The sequence below is a fragment of the Roseibium sp. genome (genome assembly GCF_965229775.1).
GTDB lineage: Bacteria > Pseudomonadota > Alphaproteobacteria > Rhizobiales > Stappiaceae > Roseibium.
Genome location: NZ_OZ245929.1, coordinates 823,715 through 839,588, shown reverse-complemented (window position 1 = coordinate 839,588; position 15,874 = coordinate 823,715). Strand labels below are relative to the sequence as shown.

13 protein-coding genes are annotated in these 15,874 nt (G+C 61.6%); 6 read left to right on the top strand and 7 right to left on the bottom strand.

The features are described from left to right. Positions 1-4: 4 nt before the first annotated feature. A complete protein-coding gene (locus ACO07N_RS03605) occupies positions 5-886 on the bottom strand; it encodes a LysR family transcriptional regulator (RefSeq protein ID WP_421979719.1) in 882 nt (293 codons plus the stop codon). Positions 887-1,032: 146 nt separating this feature from the next. Between ACO07N_RS03605 and ACO07N_RS03600 the strand changes: the two genes are divergently transcribed. The 3 genes from ACO07N_RS03600 to ACO07N_RS03590 all read left to right on the top strand — a co-directional run bounded on the left by ACO07N_RS03600 (position 1,033) and on the right by ACO07N_RS03590 (position 3,024). Next, positions 1,033-2,070 carry a haloalkane dehalogenase gene (locus ACO07N_RS03600; RefSeq protein WP_421979718.1) on the top strand — a complete coding sequence of 346 codons (1,038 nt, stop codon included), beginning with the start codon at positions 1,033-1,035 and terminating at the stop codon, positions 2,068-2,070. Positions 2,071-2,094: 24 nt separating this feature from the next. After that, positions 2,095-2,571: an SRPBCC family protein gene (locus ACO07N_RS03595; RefSeq protein ID WP_421979717.1), complete on the top strand. Its 477-nt coding sequence runs from the start codon at positions 2,095-2,097 to the stop codon at positions 2,569-2,571. A 147-nt stretch (positions 2,572-2,718) separates the two neighbouring features. Then, positions 2,719-3,024: a hypothetical protein gene (locus ACO07N_RS03590; protein ID WP_421979716.1), complete on the top strand. Its 306-nt coding sequence runs from the start codon at positions 2,719-2,721 to the stop codon at positions 3,022-3,024. 21 nt (positions 3,025-3,045) lie between these two features. Here ACO07N_RS03590 and ACO07N_RS03585 read toward each other — a convergent pair whose 3' ends face one another. The 3 genes from ACO07N_RS03585 to ACO07N_RS03575 are packed head-to-tail and all read right to left on the bottom strand — an operon-like array spanning position 3,046 to position 8,535. Then, complete coding sequence (locus ACO07N_RS03585; protein WP_421979715.1) at positions 3,046-4,422, bottom strand: M24 family metallopeptidase; 1,377 nt, start codon at positions 4,420-4,422, stop codon at positions 3,046-3,048. 43 nt (positions 4,423-4,465) lie between these two features. Next, the gene (locus ACO07N_RS03580) at positions 4,466-6,901 is read right to left on the bottom strand and encodes a GcvT family protein (RefSeq protein WP_421979714.1); all 2,436 of its coding nucleotides are present in this window, start codon (positions 6,899-6,901) and stop codon (positions 4,466-4,468) included. 53 nt (positions 6,902-6,954) lie between these two features. Next, positions 6,955-8,535, bottom strand: a complete 1,581-nt coding sequence (locus tag ACO07N_RS03575) for a trimethylamine methyltransferase family protein (RefSeq protein WP_421979713.1) — start codon at positions 8,533-8,535, stop codon at positions 6,955-6,957. 254 nt (positions 8,536-8,789) lie between these two features. Here ACO07N_RS03575 and ACO07N_RS03570 point away from each other — a divergent pair, with 254 nt between their 5' ends. Both ACO07N_RS03570 and ACO07N_RS03565 read left to right on the top strand, forming a co-directional pair. After that, on the top strand, positions 8,790-9,707 hold the full coding sequence (locus ACO07N_RS03570) for a phosphotransferase (protein ID WP_421979712.1): 918 nt from the start codon (positions 8,790-8,792) through the stop codon (positions 9,705-9,707). A 58-nt stretch (positions 9,708-9,765) separates the two neighbouring features. Then, entirely contained in the window at positions 9,766-10,821 is a 1,056-nt protein-coding gene (locus ACO07N_RS03565; protein ID WP_421979711.1) for an ABC transporter ATP-binding protein, read from the top strand. Positions 10,822-10,832: 11 nt separating this feature from the next. Here ACO07N_RS03565 and ACO07N_RS03560 read toward each other — a convergent pair whose 3' ends face one another. Next, complete coding sequence (locus ACO07N_RS03560) at positions 10,833-12,533, bottom strand: ABC transporter permease (protein ID WP_421979710.1); 1,701 nt, start codon at positions 12,531-12,533, stop codon at positions 10,833-10,835. An 86-nt stretch (positions 12,534-12,619) separates the two neighbouring features. After that, the gene (locus tag ACO07N_RS03555; protein WP_421979709.1) at positions 12,620-13,600 is read right to left on the bottom strand and encodes an extracellular solute-binding protein; all 981 of its coding nucleotides are present in this window, start codon (positions 13,598-13,600) and stop codon (positions 12,620-12,622) included. Between the two features lie 260 nt (positions 13,601-13,860). On the opposite strand from ACO07N_RS03555, the gene gndA reads away from it, so the two are divergent. After that, positions 13,861-15,285, top strand: coding sequence for an NADP-dependent phosphogluconate dehydrogenase (gndA, locus tag ACO07N_RS03550; RefSeq protein WP_421979708.1), 1,425 nt, complete (start codon positions 13,861-13,863; stop codon positions 15,283-15,285). A 152-nt stretch (positions 15,286-15,437) separates the two neighbouring features. On the opposite strand, the gene ACO07N_RS03545 is transcribed toward gndA, so the two are convergent. After that, positions 15,438-15,860, bottom strand: coding sequence for a thioredoxin family protein (locus ACO07N_RS03545; RefSeq protein ID WP_421979707.1), 423 nt, complete (start codon positions 15,858-15,860; stop codon positions 15,438-15,440). Positions 15,861-15,874 lie beyond the last annotated feature (14 nt).

Genomic DNA, 15,874 nt, shown 5'->3' with positions numbered 1-15,874 from the left:
CGGGTTACTCGGTAAATAGCCGCTCGTTCTTCGAAAAATACGCAATCGCGAAGTCGACGAAGGCGCGCACCCTGGCCACCCGGCGCAAGTCCCGGTGATACAGCAGCCAGACGGGATAGCCCGGCTGCAGCGGCACATCCGGCACGCGCACGAGACGCGGATCGGCGTCGCCGGTGAAGGCCGGGATCTTGATCAGCCCGAGTTGTTTCGCGGCCGCTTCGATCTGCATGGATACCTCGGGAAGGACGTGCCGGACCGTTGCGTTCGGAAACGGGCTGTCTGCCACCCAGTCCTGCAATTCGCTCCAGGCAATCCAGTGTGCGCCCTTGCCGCCGGTCGCAAGCAGATCCTCGTGCTTTCGCAGATAGCCGGGCGCCGCGTAAACGGCCTGAACGAAGGTCAGGAGCTTCCGGCCGAGGACGTCCTCGTCGACGTTGCGGGCCACCCGCAGGGAAATATCCGTTTCCAGCCGCTGCAGGTCGGAGACGCGGTTTGTCGAAATCGTGCGGACCGAGATTTCCGGAAACTGCTCTGAAAACTCAAACAGCATGTCCGACAGCAACCCGTGCGACAGCGCAGGGGGCAGGCTGAGGCGAACGGTTCCCGCCGGTTCCAGGTCGAGACCCGAGAGTTTCCGGGTGATCGTGTTGGCCTGGGTTTCCATTTCCTCCGCGGGCTCGATCAGTGCCTCGCCCGATTGAGTCAGTTGCAGGCCGCTTGTTGTCCTATCGAAGACACGTGTCCCCAGGCTTGTTTCCAGTGCGGAAATGGCCCTGTGTACGGTGCCGTGATTGACCCCGAGTTTCTCGGCGGCCTGTCTGAAACTGCCGCAGCGCACGGCCGCGAGAAATGTGCGCACGTGATCCCAATCAAGATCCGGCTTCATGTCAAACTCCCGCTTGTTACCTGGTGGATCGTTTTTTATCCGCTCTGGTGAATTTGGGTGTATTCCATTTAAAAATCAATCCGCCACATTTTCACCCGGACGCGCAATCAGCGCGGTTTCCGGCAACTGACAAAGGTGGATCGAGAATGACAGAGGAAACCAAACCCGATCTTGGGCGGCGCGCCCTGCTCAAAGGCGCGGCAACCGGCGGAGTGGCCCTGGCGCTGATACCCGCGCTTCCGGCAGCTGCTCAACAGAGCGAAAAGACGCTGGGCTCCGACCCTGCGGCGCCCTACGGTGTTCCAATCGGCAGCGCGTTTCCATTCCAGAAGAAAGAGATGCCGGTACTCGATTCAAGCATCGCCTATGTCGATGAAGGTGCGGGCCGCCCGGTCATCTTTCTTCACGGCAACCCGACCTCGTCCTATCTGTGGCGCAATATCATTCCGCATGTGCCGGAGGGATACCGGGCCATTGCCCCCGATCTGATCGGCATGGGTGACAGCGGCAAGCCGGACAGCGGCTACCGGTTCGAGGATCATGCGCGGTATCTCGACACGTTCCTCGATCAACTGGATCTGAGCGACGCCATCCTGGTGGTTCATGACTGGGGGTCGGCGCTCGGCATGCGCTATGCCCGCCTGAACCCGGAGCGTATAGCCGGTCTGGTGTTCCTGGAGGCCATCGTGCCGCCCGTTCTGCCGGTCGCATCCTTCGACGACATGCCCGGACCGCTTGCGGACTTCTTCCGTCTGATGCACAGCGACAAGGGCGCCGACATGGTGCTCAACCAGAACTTCTTCGTCGAGTTCGTGCTGCCGCAAATGGGTGTCGTTCGCACCATGTCAGAAGCGGAGATGGATCACTACCGCAAACCCTTTCCGACACCTGAAAGCCGCAAGCCAGTCCTTGCCTGGCCGCGCGAAGTGCCGATCGAAGGCAAGCCCGCCGACGTCGTCGAAGAGGTCAGGCTCAACGGTGAATGGCTCCTGTCGAGCCAGATCCCCAAGCTGATGTTCTATGCCGAACCGGGAGCCTTGATGCCGAAGCCCGTCGCGGACTACCTGACGGCGAACGTTGCCAATATCGAAGCGCGTTTCGTCGGAGCCGGATCGCATTTTCTCCAGGAAGATCATCCGCATGTCATCGGCCAGGGCATCGCCGACTGGCTGCGCCGGATCTGATTTCATTCAAAACAGGAGGAAACAATGGCGGAAGTCGTCGTCAAACAGGATGTGAACGCCCCGCTGGCCGATCTCTGGCGCAGCTGGGACAGTTTCGACGAGATCTACAGGTTCAATCCCGTCATCAACCAGTCGCCGCTCCTTCCGAGGAGCGCGCCGACCGGCATGGGCGCCGAGCGCATCTGCAGGCATATCGACGGGAAAACCTATCTCAAGGAACGGATCATCGGTTATCAGCCGGAAGAGCATATTGTCGTCGATATCTTCGACGCCAACCTGCCGCTCAAGAAGGCCGTCGTAACCCTGGATTTCGAGGCGCTGTCACCCGACCGGAGCCGTGTGACCATGCGGATCGCCTTCACGCCGAAATTCGGACCTGTCGGGTGGCTGATGACACCCCTGTTGAAGTCGCAGTTCAGGAAAGGCCTGTCGGATCTCTTGTCAGCAAATGCCGGGTTTGTTGAAAAAGGTGTCGAGGTTCATCCGAAGGTGGCTGCCTGAGTATTGAAGTGTGTCATTTTAAGACATTCGTTAACGATGTTCTTTTTTGATGGCACACTTTTCTGGTGAATTCGGCTGAAATGCTGGCGCAAAAGTTAACAAGGCGTTACGATTCTCGGTAACTCAATAGTTAACAGTGAGTGCGTCATGAAAACGGTTTTCAAATCAGTCGTTGCCGCAGCAGGTCTTCTTGCAGTTGTTTCAACCGCCGCATATGCCGAGAGCGGCACCACCCGCATCGTGCACGACGAACCCTACGGGGCGATTGTCACCAAGGAAGCCGGTGTGCTGGTTTTCCGGGGTCTGCCGCCGACCCGCAAAGTGATCGTCAACCCGGAAGGGAAAACGCCGCTTGACCTGAAAATGACCGAAGTTCGCGAAACGAATGTCGTCGTCTTCACCCGCGACGACTATGCCCGCGGACTGGGATCGAAGGTCCTGCGCCTGAAGTGAGCTATTCCGACTGCCGGGCCGTCATGTTGAACGGCCCAGCAGTCTCTCGTCATAGGGATAGGTGCTGAGGCGCTCGTATCCCGTGTCGGTGATCAGAAGCTGTTCTTCAAGCTTTACGCCCTCGTGGCCGCCGTGCCGGCCGACATAACTCTCCACGCAAACGACCATCCCGGGCTCAAGGCTGCCGTCGTAGCCGCCGCTTTCCCAGTCGGACGGATAGGGCACCGCCGGGTATTCGTCGCACAGGCCGACCCCGTGAAAGAGCACGGAATACCGGTTTGCGAGATAGTCGTCCGGCAAGCTCACGGCTTCATGTGACAGCTCGCGAAAGCTGCGGCCGGGCGCGAGCATGCCGATATTGGCCTCGATCTGCTCATAGGCCATCTGGTAGAGGCTGCGCTGCTCGTTGGACGGCATGCCGGAGCCGCAGAGCCATGTTCTGGAAATATCGCAGCACATGCCGTAAGGCCCGACAAGGTCCGTGTCGAACGCGACCAGGTCACCATCCTCCATCACGCGGGACGATGCCTCCTGGAACCAGGGATTGGTGCGCGGACCGGACGCCAGGAGCTGGGTCTCGATCCACTCGCCGCCCCGTCTGATGTTGCCTGCATGCAGGAGGGCCCAGAGGTCCCATTCCGTCATCCCGGGTACGAGCGCATCTTCCATTTCCCGCATGGCCGCCTCGCAGGACGCGATCGACCGGCGCATCGCCTTGATCTCGTCGGCGCTCTTGATCGACCGTGCCAGTTCCATGACCTCTTCACCGTCATGGAATTCCAGCCCATGAGCCTGCAATGCGGCAACGCCTTCCCGGCGGGCCTTGTCGAGCGCAATGCGATGGTTGCCGCCGCCATGGGTCTTGACCAGATCGGCGAGCTCGTCCGCCCATTTCAGCGCAAGTTCCTCTGAGCGCGGGCCGGCTTCGAAGTAGAACCAGGGAATGCCGTGGCGGACTTCGTCGACCAGCAGGTTGTGTCCGGACAGGTGTTCGCAGTGGTGGAAATCGAACGCAACGACGGGCCCGTCCAGGGCAACAAAGGTGTAGCGGACGGCGTTGTGCGTCGACCAGACCTGCATGTTGGTTGCGTCCGTCGCGTAGCGGACATTCAGCGGGTCGCACAGAATTGCGGCGCTCAGGTCGTGTTTTTCGAGCTGCCCGCGGATCCGGGCGAGCCGGTAGGCGCGCATGGCGTCCAGGTCGGGGGCTTCCAGACCCTGTGCGGCCCATTCGGCCTCGGCGAGGTCGCCATAGCCGAGCACATGCCTGTTCAGCACCGTCGCCTTTTCGCTGGCATAGGCTGCGAGCGCCTCGTAGCCTGCCGCATCACCAGGGTGAAGCGGCAGTTCGGCCGGCATGATCTTCCGCCTGTGGCGGCCAAAATGTTCCGTGTTCATGGCGCTGACACCTCCTCCCTGTGTAGCCGGCCCTTGTCGTGACTTACATGCGCATGCGCTCGGCCTTCGGATCGAACGGGGGATCGGGAAGGATGGTCGCGTTGCACATTTCGCCCAGGATTTCGATTTCGAACGCGCCTTCGCCGGTGTCTTCGGCAAGCTCTGCGGGGATGTATCCCTGGGCCAGAGACTTCTCGACCCAATGGGCGTAGCCGCCGGAGGTTATCCAGCCGATGACCTTGCCGCCATGCCAGACCGGTTCATCGCCCATGACATCGGCATCGGAGGCGTCGACGGCAAAGCTGACACGGCGGCGTTTGGGGCCTTCCTCGAATTCGGTTCTTGCGGCCTCCTGGCCGATGAAGCGGTTCTTCGACAGCTTCACGAACCGGCCGAGATCGGCTTCGTACGGCCCGTAGATCGGACGGAATTCGCGGAACCAGGTGCCGAAATTCTTTTCAAGGCGCAGGGACAGCAGCGCCCGCATGCCGAAATTGCGGATGGCGAATTCGGCCCCGGCCTCCATCAGCGCCTCGTATACCTGGCGCTCATATTCCGGCGTCATCCAGATCTCGTAGCCCAGGTCGCCGGTATAGGTGATCCGGTTGACCTTGCACGGCGCATTGGCCACGTCCATTTCACGAAAGTCCATGAACCGGAAGGCCGTGCCTGATACGTCTTCTCCGGTGACTTTCTCAAGCACCTTGCGCGCGTTCGGACCGGCGATGGAGAGACCGACCCAACCGAGATTGATGGCCTTCAAGGTCACCGAGCCGTCTTCCGGCAGGTGCTTCTCGAACCAGCGCATGTGATAGACCTCGGCCTGCGAGGACCCGAACATGTAGAATGTCTCGTCGGACGCGCGTGCGATGGTGAAATCACCGATCAGCTTGCCGGTTTCGTTGAGCATCGGCGTCAGCACGATGCGGCCGACCTTCGGCATGGTGTTGGTCATCAAGAGCGACAGGTAGTCTTCCGCGCCCGGTCCGCTGATCTCGTATTTCGCGAAATTGGCGATTTCGGTGATGCCGACGCTCTCCCGGACTGCCCGGCATTCGGCGCCGACATGCTCAAAGTCGTTGGACCGGTGGAAGGAAAAGATGTCCTTGGCCTCCACTCCCTCCGGCGCGAACCAGAGCGGCGTTTCGAGCGCCCAGCTGTCTCCCATCACGGCCCCCTGCGCGAGCATGCGGTCATAGAGCGGGGTGGTCTGATGCGGCCGGCCGGCCGGAAGTTCCTCGTTCGGGAAACGGATGCGGAACCGGCGGCGGTAGTTTTCCTGCACCTTGGCGTTGGTGTAGGAGAGCGTCGCCCAGTCGCCGTAGCGGGCGACATCCATGCCCCAGATGTCGTAACCGGGATCGCCGTTGATCATCCAGTTCGCAAGCGTCAGCCCGACGCCGCCGCCCTGGCTGAACCCGGCCATCACGCCGCAGGCGACCCAGTAGTTCCGGAGGCCCCGGACCGGCCCGACGAGCGGGTTGCCGTCGGGGGCGAAGGTGAAGGGGCCATTGATGATCTGCTTGATGCCCGCCGTTTGCAGCGCCGGGAAGTGCTCGAAGCCGACTTCGAGTTCCGGTGCGATGCGGTCGAGATCCGGCGCGAGCAGTTCATGGCCGAAATCCCAGGGTGTCTCGCGCGGGCTCCACGGACGGCAGTTCTGCTCGTAAGTTCCCAGCAGCATGCCCTTGCCTTCCTGGCGCGTGTAGATTTCGCCACCGAAGTCCAGGATGCCGATCAGCTCCTTGCCGGTTGCCTCGTTATGGGCAACCACTTCCGGCATTTCGTCCGTCAGCAGATACATGTGCTCCATCGCGAGTATGGGTAATTCGAGCCCGACCATTCGGCCGCATTCGCGCGCCCACAGGCCGCCGGCATTGACGACATGCTCTGCCCGGATCGTGCCCTTGCTCGTGACGACGTCCCAGGTGCCGTCCGGCGTCTGAACCAGCTCCTCGACCTTGGTGTGCCGGTAGACGGTGGCGCCGTTCACCCGCGCGGCCTTGGCATAGGCGTGGGTCGTGCCGGAGGGGTCGAGATGGCCTTCGATCGGGTCCCAGAGCGCGCCGATGAAATGCTTTTCGTCGAGCATCGGGAACATGGCCTTGGCTTCCAGGACGGAGATCAGTTCCAGCTCCATGCCCAGATACCGGCCCTTGGCCTGGGCGAGGCGCAGAAAGTCCATGCGCTCGGGCGTGTCCGCCAGCATCACGCCACCGGTCAGATGCAGGCTGCAGGACTGGCCGGAAATCTCCTCCAGTTCCTTGTAGAGATCGACCGTGTAGCTCTGAAGCTGCGCGACATTGGGGTCGCCGTTGAGCGTGTGGAAGCCTCCGGCCGCGTGCCAGGACGATCCGGAGGTGAGCTCGTCGCGCTCCACAAGGACGACGTCCTTCCAGCCAAGTTTGGTGAGGTGATAAAGAACACTGCAGCCGACAACGCCGCCACCAATGACAACGACCTGAGTGTGAGTTTTCATGCGTCTGCTCCGGACTGACCGCCAGGGTTCGGCGGGGCCTTCAATGGGATGATCTAGAAATCGGTGGGGACACCGCCTTCGGCCTTGCGCCGATCGACAAAGGCGGTGACTTCCTCGTCGATCGCGGGGTCGAGGGCAGGCTGCTCGTAAGCCTCGAGCGCTTTCTTGTAGAGCATGTTGGCCTTGTCATAGGCGATCGGACTTCCGGCCTCCGACCATGTCTCATAGTTGCGCCAGTCCGACACGATCGGCGGGTAGAAGGCATCCTTGTAGCGGGCCTGCGTGTGTTCGGTGCCGAAGAAGTGGCCCGCAGGCCCGACGTCCTCGATCGCATCGACGGCAAGGGATGCCTCGGACACGTCCAGGGGGGTCAGGTACTCGGCGATCTTCTGCAGCAGGTCGATGTCGGCAATGAATTTCTCGAAGCCGGCGCTGAGGCCGCCTTCAAGCCAGCCGGCGGCATGCTTGATCAGATTGGCACCGCCATTGATCGCGCCCCATTCCGACAGCGTCGTCTCGAGCGCCGCCTGATAGTCGACCGTGTTGGCGGCGCAGACACCGGAGGAGCGGAACGGCAGCTTGTAGCGCCTTGCAAGCTGGCCACTGACCAGTGCCGCCTTCATGTATTCCGGCGTGCCGAAAGCCGGTGCGCCGGACTTCATGTCGACATTCGAGGTAAAGCCGCCATAAATGACCGGCGCTCCCGGACGGACAAGTTGCGCGAAGGCAATGCCTGCCAGCGCTTCGGCGTTTTGCAGTGTCAATGCGCCGGCGACGGTGACGGGCGCCATCGCGCCGGCAAGCGTGAAGGGCGTGACGACGGACACCTGCCCGGCCCTGGCCATCTCGATGATGCCCTGAAGCATGGGAGTGTCGAGGCGCAGCGGGGACGAGGTGTTGATCACGGTCAGTGTGCAGGGCGTGTCGACAAGTTCCTCGTGTGTCAGGCCGTTGGCGATCCGGGCGAGCTCAATGCCGTCGTGGTTGCGTTCCATGCCGAGCGAATAGAGATGGAGGGCCTTGTCGGTCAGGCGGATCGCATCCGCGATGCAGTCCAGATGACGGATGGAGGCATGAAGGTCCACGGGTTCGACTGGGTAACCGAGCGGCGCATGGATGATGTTGAAGAACTGGCCGAGTTTCAGGAGCTTCTGGAAGTCCTCCCGGTTGCCGGGCCTGCGGCCGCCGTCGCGATCGACGACATTGGGCGTGCTGGCAACGCAGGAGAACACGATCGCGTCGCCGCCCATCTGAAGGTCGTGGTTGCGGTTGCGGGCGCGAAGCGTAAATTCGGCTGGCGCCTTGGCGATCAGTTCCTCGACCATGGCGCGGTCCATGCGCACGCGGTCTTCGCCAGGTTTCACGTCGGCACCGGCGGCCTTGAGCATCGCCTTCGCGTCCTCGTGGAGGAAGTCCATGCCGATTTCTTCCAGCACGCGCATGGAAGCATCGTGGATCGATTCCAGTTCGTCTGCCGAAATTGCTTCGATCGGTTTAAAGATGTGCCGCGGCTGCCTGAAGGGTTTTTGCGGGAAGAGATCCGGTCCCGCCTTTTCGCCGCCGCCCCTGCGGCGGCGTCCGCGCCGTGGAGGGGCCGTTTCGTTCAAGGCAACAGTGCCAGCTTCGTCTGTCATCCGATCCGCCATTGTTTCGCGATTTGCAGGTCTTGCGTTGCCGTGTGGCTTGACCGGCAAGATCGCAGGATGAGCCGACTGTAGCGGAGCGCCCTGTTTTTACGGGCAGTCTCAGAACGACGGCCTTTGCTTCAACTCCGACATGCCGGACGTGCACCGGGCCCCATCAACAGGCTTCTTTCAAAGTTAAGCTTGACGAATTGGAGCTTCACAGCGATCAGAGATCAGTCAAATGGAATGTGGACCCAACCGGCGTGAACGAACGGCTCACTGATTCAGATCTTCTTGCCTTCCTCAAGGGCCTGTTGCCGGTCAAGGACTGGGCCAGCGCGCGCCTGCGCCCGCTTCCGGTGAACTACACCAGCCGTTTCTGGCGTCTTGACACGCCGGAAAGGATCTTTGTGGTGAAGGAGTTTTTTCCGGGCGCTGAAGTCAATCCGCTTTATCCAACCCTGCCTGACCAGGAAGCCGAGGCGCTGACTTTCCTGGCAAGGTACGACCTTGCCCCTGCGCTGGAAACCTATACCCAAAGCCCGTCCGGAACCCCGTTGCTGGTCTATGGCTACGGGCCGCCGGTGACAGACCAGATCGATGTCGGGGAAGCCGCCGAGTTGATCGGCCGGATCGCCGAACTCAAGGAGCCGGTGCCCGGGCACCGGGAAGTGCCGGCCGGATATCACGACGTCCTGGAAAACGGAGATGCGATGCTCGCCGCCATTCCGGACAGCCGGAAAGCCGTGAACCTCAAGCGGCTGAGGCCGAGCGAGAATGCCGTCAAACGGCGGAAGATCAAGCGCGTGCTCGTGCATCGCAGTTTCTGCCTCGGGACGATCCAGTCGACCGAGCACGGGGCGCGCATGATCGATTGGCAATTCGCCGGGTATGGCGATCCGGTCGAGGATATTGCCGGCTTCGTGTCGCCGGGTCTCCTGAAGCTTTACGGATTGCATCCGCTGGTCGCTTATGCGGAAGAAATGTTCCTGAAGCACTATCCGAACCAGGAAACCGCCGAAAGGTTCCTGGAAGAGCGGAGCGCCTATCACTGGCGGCTGGCGGCCTATTGCCTGTTCCGGCATGAAACGCTCGGCCAGACCAATGCACCGGCTGCACGCGCCTATGGCCGTGCGCTGGAAGAAGAAGTCGATCTGCTGCTCAGGCTCAGAAGCAAGTAGTCTTTCGAAAAGTTTGCCGTGTAATCTTCCTGTCATGGACGGGCGATAACCGCAGGGCATGTCCATTTCGGTTTCTTCAGTTTCGAAATCCTTCGGCCCGCACAGGGCTCTGAACGACGTGTCGCTCTCCATCGAGACGGGAACCTTCTTTGTCGTTCTGGGCCCGTCGGGCTGCGGAAAATCGACCCTGTTGCGCGCCATCGCGGGCCTTGAGCCGATCGATGCGGGACGCATCGCGCTTGGAGGCAGTGAGGTCGCACGTGACGGGTTCCACATGGCACCCGAGCATCGGCAGGTTGGTGTTGTCTTCCAGTCCTACGCCCTCTGGCCGCACATGAGCGTGTCCGGCAATGTCGCCTTTCCCCTCGAAACGGCAGGACAAAAGCGTGGTGACGTGTCAGCGCGGGTTTCGCATTGTCTGGAGACCGTGTCCCTGACGGCCTTTGCGAGCCGAAAGCCAGCTGAGCTTTCTGGCGGTCAACGTCAACGGGTGGCGCTTGCCCGCTGTCTTGCCCAGGGTGCCAAGACCGTCTTGATGGATGAACCGCTTGCCAATCTCGATCCGCACCTGCGCAGCGTCATGGAAGAAGAGCTGGATGCCTTTCATGAAGCGAGCGGTGCCACGACCCTGTTCATCACCCATGACCAGCGTGAGGCGATGGCGCTCGCCGACAAGGTGGCGGTGATGTGGGACGGAGAGATCCTGCAGGTCGACGAGCCTGACACCCTCTACCGTCGTCCGGGTTCCCGGCGCGTTGCCGGGTTTATCGGGCGCAGCTCTCTGGTGCCGGTCCGGGTCGACGATGTGATCGGTGAGCAGGCGAAGGTGTCGCTTGGACGCAGCTCGATCCTGTCGGACTGCACAGCCGGAACCTTGCCCGGACGCGTGACGCTTCTCATCCGTCCGGAGCATCTTGTCCCCGATGCCGAAAACCCGGATCTCGAGGGGACAGTTTTGCGCACGGTTTACCGGGGCGGGGCCTGGGACGTGTTCGTCGCTGTCGACGGGCTCGAAGACCCGCTGCTTGTGACACTTCACACCAAGGCGGCGGTGGGCGCCGTTCTGCCGCTTGCGGTCACACGTAGCTGGGTGCTTCCGGAACAAGGTCCTTGATGCCGTTGTTATCAGTCCTTCCAGGGAATCGTTCCCGCCGGAACCCGGTTTGAAAGTGCGTTCATTGCCAGCATGATCAGAAGTGTTGCCGCAACCACGACCACGGACATGGCGGCAGCCAGCGTGGTGTAGCCGCCGTCTTCATAGTTGAAGATGGTCGTTCCGATGGTTTCGTTCCCCGTCGACCAGAGGAGCGCCGAAACCGTGACCTCGTTATAGGCCGTCAGGAAGACCAGGATGGCACCGGAGGCAGCAGACGGGGCCGCGAGCGGAGTGAAAATGCGCCTCATCCGCGTGAAGAACCCGGCACCGGACACCCGTGCCGCGTCTTCCAGGGATCCGTCCATCTGGAGGAAGGCGGCCAGAACCGGCTTCAGGCCGACGGCCAGGAAGACTGAGACATAGGCGATCAGGATGATCCACAAGGTGCCGTAAAGCGAGACATTGAGAACCGGCACGGGGCGGATGAACGCCAGGATGAACGCAATCGACATCACCAGTCCCGGCACCGCAAACGCGATTTCGGACTGGGTCAGTGCAAGCCCTGCCCATTGGCGATGTGCCCGTCTCCTGTGAGTCAGGAAATAGCCGAGCAACAGACTTGTCGCCGCGATGACGAGCGCTGCAATACCGGCAATGAATGTGGAGTTGGCAAAGGCCCTCAAGGTCACCGACTGCCGCCAGACAACTTCCACGAAATTCTCCAGTGTCAGCGTGTCCAACCCAAGCGGCAATCCGTAGGTCCGGACCAGGGACGTTGCGACCAGGGATGCCGCAGGCAGAAGCAGAACCAGGGCAACGAAGCCCCAGAGGAGCGCCTCGATGTAAGGTCGTTTCCGTCCGAGAGAAATGGCAAGAGGGTCCTGTGGCAACCCGATCAGGCTGGCACGCATGCGCCTTTGCAGAAGGCTCTGGATCGTGATGGCCAAAAGCGCGACCACTGCGAGGATGACGGAAATCACTGCGACATTCGGCAGGATATCCGGTCCGAAACTTGCCAGTCGGCGCCAGACCAGAACAGGCAGCGTGGTGTAGCGCGCAGGAATGCCGATGAGCGCGTTGATGCCGAAATTGCCGAGCGCCGCGACAAAGGCAAGGGCGAAGGCCGCAAGCAGGGAAGGGCCTAGGAGCGGTAACGTGATCCGGCGCAACAAGGTCCAGGTTCCCGCACCGGATATGCGGGCGGCATCCGACAATTCCCGCGGAAACGATCTCAAGGCAGCGCGTACAAGCAGAAAAACGAGGGGGCTGTGCTGAAGCGTGAGAAGAAGCACGAGCCCTTCGCGCGAATAAAGGGGGTGGGTGGAGCCGAGTTCGGGCGCAATCCCCAGCCAGCGCAGAACAGGGCTAGCCGGTCCAAGCGCCTGGATCCAGGCTATTGCCGTCACGTGCGGGGGGATCATCATCGGCAGCAGAAGCAGGAAGACCAGCAGACCTTTGGCCCGGATGTCGGTCAGACCGACAAGAAGGGCGAGCAGCGCTCCGAGCATCGTTGCTGCAAGTGCGGACAGAAAACTGCTTTCAATCGAGTTCCAAAGGGCGCGCTGTACGGAACGGTTCTGGATTGCTTCAAGCAATGGTGCCAGATCCAGCCCGGTTTCCCCGGTCAGGCCGGTCCTGAAAAGCAGGAGGAGCGGGAGGCCGCAAATCGCCGTTGCACCGGCGACGAGCGCAACAAGGGTTGCTTTTTCCGAGGGCGAAGACGCTTGCAAGGGGATGGGCAGTACAACTTGTGGAACGAAAGCACGTCAGCGCAGCTTCGGCCGCGCTGACGCGTGAATTTTCAAGCTTGCTAAGATCAGCCGCCGAAGATCTCCGTGAACTTGATCTTGTTGGCCTGGTCCTGGTCCAGTGCTGCAGCCGGATCGAACTCCATCAGCTTGATTTCATCGCGTGCCGGAAAGCCTTCCGGGGCCGCGACAGCCGGGTGTGCCGGCAGATAGCCCTGGGAAGAGGCAAGCTCCTGGCCGTCTTCTGAAATCAGGAAATCGACAAAGGCCTTTGCGGCGTCTGGGTTCTGTGCGGTGGAGAGGATCGCAACCGGCTCGGTCACTGCGGAAACGCCTTCTTCGGGAAAGACGAACTCAACAGGAGCACCTTTGAGTTTTTCGCGGATCGGCAGGAAGTCGACGACGAAGCCGTAGAGCTTCTCACCGCCTGCGATCGCCTTGTAGGTGCCGCCGTTGCCACCCTTCGGGTTGGCACCCTGATCGGCAAGACCCTCGTAGTAGGCCCAGCCAAGGTCCGGATTCGAGGTCAGGGCCGCCATGTGGATCGTCGCAGCACCGGAGGTGAGCGGCGACGGCATGGCCAGCTTGTCCTTCGCTTCCGGCTTCAGAAGGTCCTTGTAGGATGTCGGCTTCAACGGCGCATTGGTATTGTAGACAATGCCGCTGGTGATCAGCTTGGTGGAGAAATAGGTCTTGTCGCCATCCATGATGGCCGGGTCGTAAGCCGAGACATCTGCACCCTCATGCGCCATCAGCCGGCCTTCCTTCTTCAGGCCTTCCATGGTGACCATGTCGGCGATCAGAAGCACATCCGGTTTCGGTGCGCCGGCCTCGAACTCCGCGCGCAGCTTTGCCATCATCTTGGTGGTGCCGTCTCGGACCCACTCGACTTCGACACCCGGATGTTTTGCCGTGAACGCGTCAACAGTCGCCTGGGCATCGGCGTTCGGCTGCGAGGTGTACAGCACCAGTTTTCCGGAAATATCGTCCGCGAAGGCAGGCGTGGATGCCATGGCCAGAAGGCCGGCTGCGATCAACATGTTCTTCATCTGACTAATCCTTTGAGCAAAGCCGCTGGAGGATGCGGGTGCAAAGGTGGTTAGCAGGCTTATGTGACAGTCTTTTTCGATCGCCCGGGAGAATCACGGGATCGGGTCGTTTTCCGGATTCCGGTTTCAGGTTTTCGCGATCGGCTGCAAGATATGGGATGCCTGTACCGCGATCCTCCCTTGCAGCCATTGCCCGGAGGAGGCGGGTCGGTTATCACCTCGTAACGACAAATTAAATCGATCCGAGAAAGGCTTCCTTGATGAGTTCAAACGGCGCTGTTGCGGAAATCGGCCTGATCGGCCTGGGCACGATGGGCGGCAACCTTGCTCTCAACATTGCCGAGAACGGATTCCAGATTGCGGTCTATAACAGGACCACGGAGAAGACGGACCAGTTCATGGCGAAGGCCGGGGACCTGGCCGGAAAACTCGTCCCCACGAAAACACTCGAAGAGTTTGTCGCTTCGATCAAGTCGCCGCGCGCCGTGATCCTGATGGTGCCGGCCGGAGAGGCCGTGGACGCACAGATCGAGGCGCTGCGCCCGTTGCTGGATGCCCAGGACCTCATCATCGATGCGGGCAACGCGAACTACCACGACACCAACCGGCGCGCTGCCGCATCCGCGGAACACGGACCCCGCTTCATGGGGATCGGCGTTTCCGGCGGGGAGGAAGGGGCGCGCTACGGGCCGTCCATCATGGGCGGCGGCGCAAACGATGCCTGGGATCAGGTCGGCCATATTCTGGAAGCCATCTCCGCAAAGCACGAGGGAGAGCCCTGCGCGGCCCATCTCGGCGAAGCCGGTGCGGGGCATCTGGTCAAGACGGTCCACAACGGCATCGAATATGCCGACATGCAGATGATCGCCGAGGTCTACGGTGTCATGCGCGACGGCTTCGGCATGCCGGCTGCAGAAATCGGCGCCGTCTTCGACACGTGGAACCAGGGCATCCTGCAATCCTATCTGATCGAGATCTCGGGAAAGGTGGCGACCACAGCGGACCCGGATACGGGCCGGCCGATGCTCGACATCATCCTCGACCGTGCCGGGCAGAAGGGCACGGGCCGCTGGACCGCCATCGAGGCCCTGATGCTGGGCACGCCTGCCAGCACCATCGAGGCGGCGGTTGCCGTGCGCAACATGTCGTCACGGCTTGACGAACGGACGGCAGGAGAGGCGGAATTCGGTGCCGCGCCGACGGCTCTCGGCCGGGACCTGATCGCCATAGACGCGCTGGAAGCGGCACTCGTGGCCGGCAAGATTGTCTGCTATGCGCAAGGCTTCGGTCTTATCCTGGCGGCGGCGCGCCAGTATGGCTGGGCCATGCCCCTGCCAAAGATCGCGAAGATTTGGCGCAACGGCTGCATCATCCGCTCCGCCATGCTCAACGACATGTCGGCTGCGCTTGCCGAGGATGCGGAACGCAACCTGATGCTGGCACCCTTCTTTTCGGCCAAGCTGAAGGAAACCGAAGCCCAACTGCGGCAGGTGGTGGCGCAGGCGGCCCTCAACGGCCTGCCGGTCCCGGCTCTGTCCGCAGCGCTGTCCTATTTCGACATCATGCGCACGGCGCGCTCGACGGCGAACATGCTGCAGGGCCAGCGGGACTTTTTCGGCGCGCACGGTTTCGAGCGCACGGACAAGGACGGCGGCGGCTATCACGGCCCGTGGGCGATGGGCTGATCGGCCAGCAAAAAGCCTCCGCGATTGTTCGCGGAGGCTCTTTCGTCATCGCATTCAGACCAAATCATCGAGACGACAGCCACGCCATCATCCTGGCGTCGCCGGCCGCTTGCTTCATCCGCAGGGCCAAGCTGACACCGTGAGCTCTAATGTCAGCTTCCTGCCTGCAGGCCGGTATCCAGCAATGCCTTGATCTGCTGTTCGCTCGTCCCGGCAACGATGCGGCCCAGCTCCTGGTCGCCTTTCAAGACGAGCAGGGTGGACCGGCGCGGGATCTTGCGTGACGTGGTGACTTCGTGACCGCCATAGGCATCCCAGTCGACGCGGACGAAGACCATCGTCCGGTCGTATTCCGGATTGGCCTGGCGCAGGGCGGAGATCACCCGCTCCTGGCGCGCGCAGGTGCTGCACCATGAGGCGGCATAGTCGACGAAGACCGTCTTGCCGGCAGCAAGATGCTTCTGGATGAGCCCCGGCGAATAGTCGACCATTCCGTTTGCAAACGCGGTTGCGGGCAGCAGGGTTGCCGTGAGCGCGGCGCCTGCAGTTGTCACAAGAAAGCGACGGCGGTTCATGTTCGTTCCTTTCC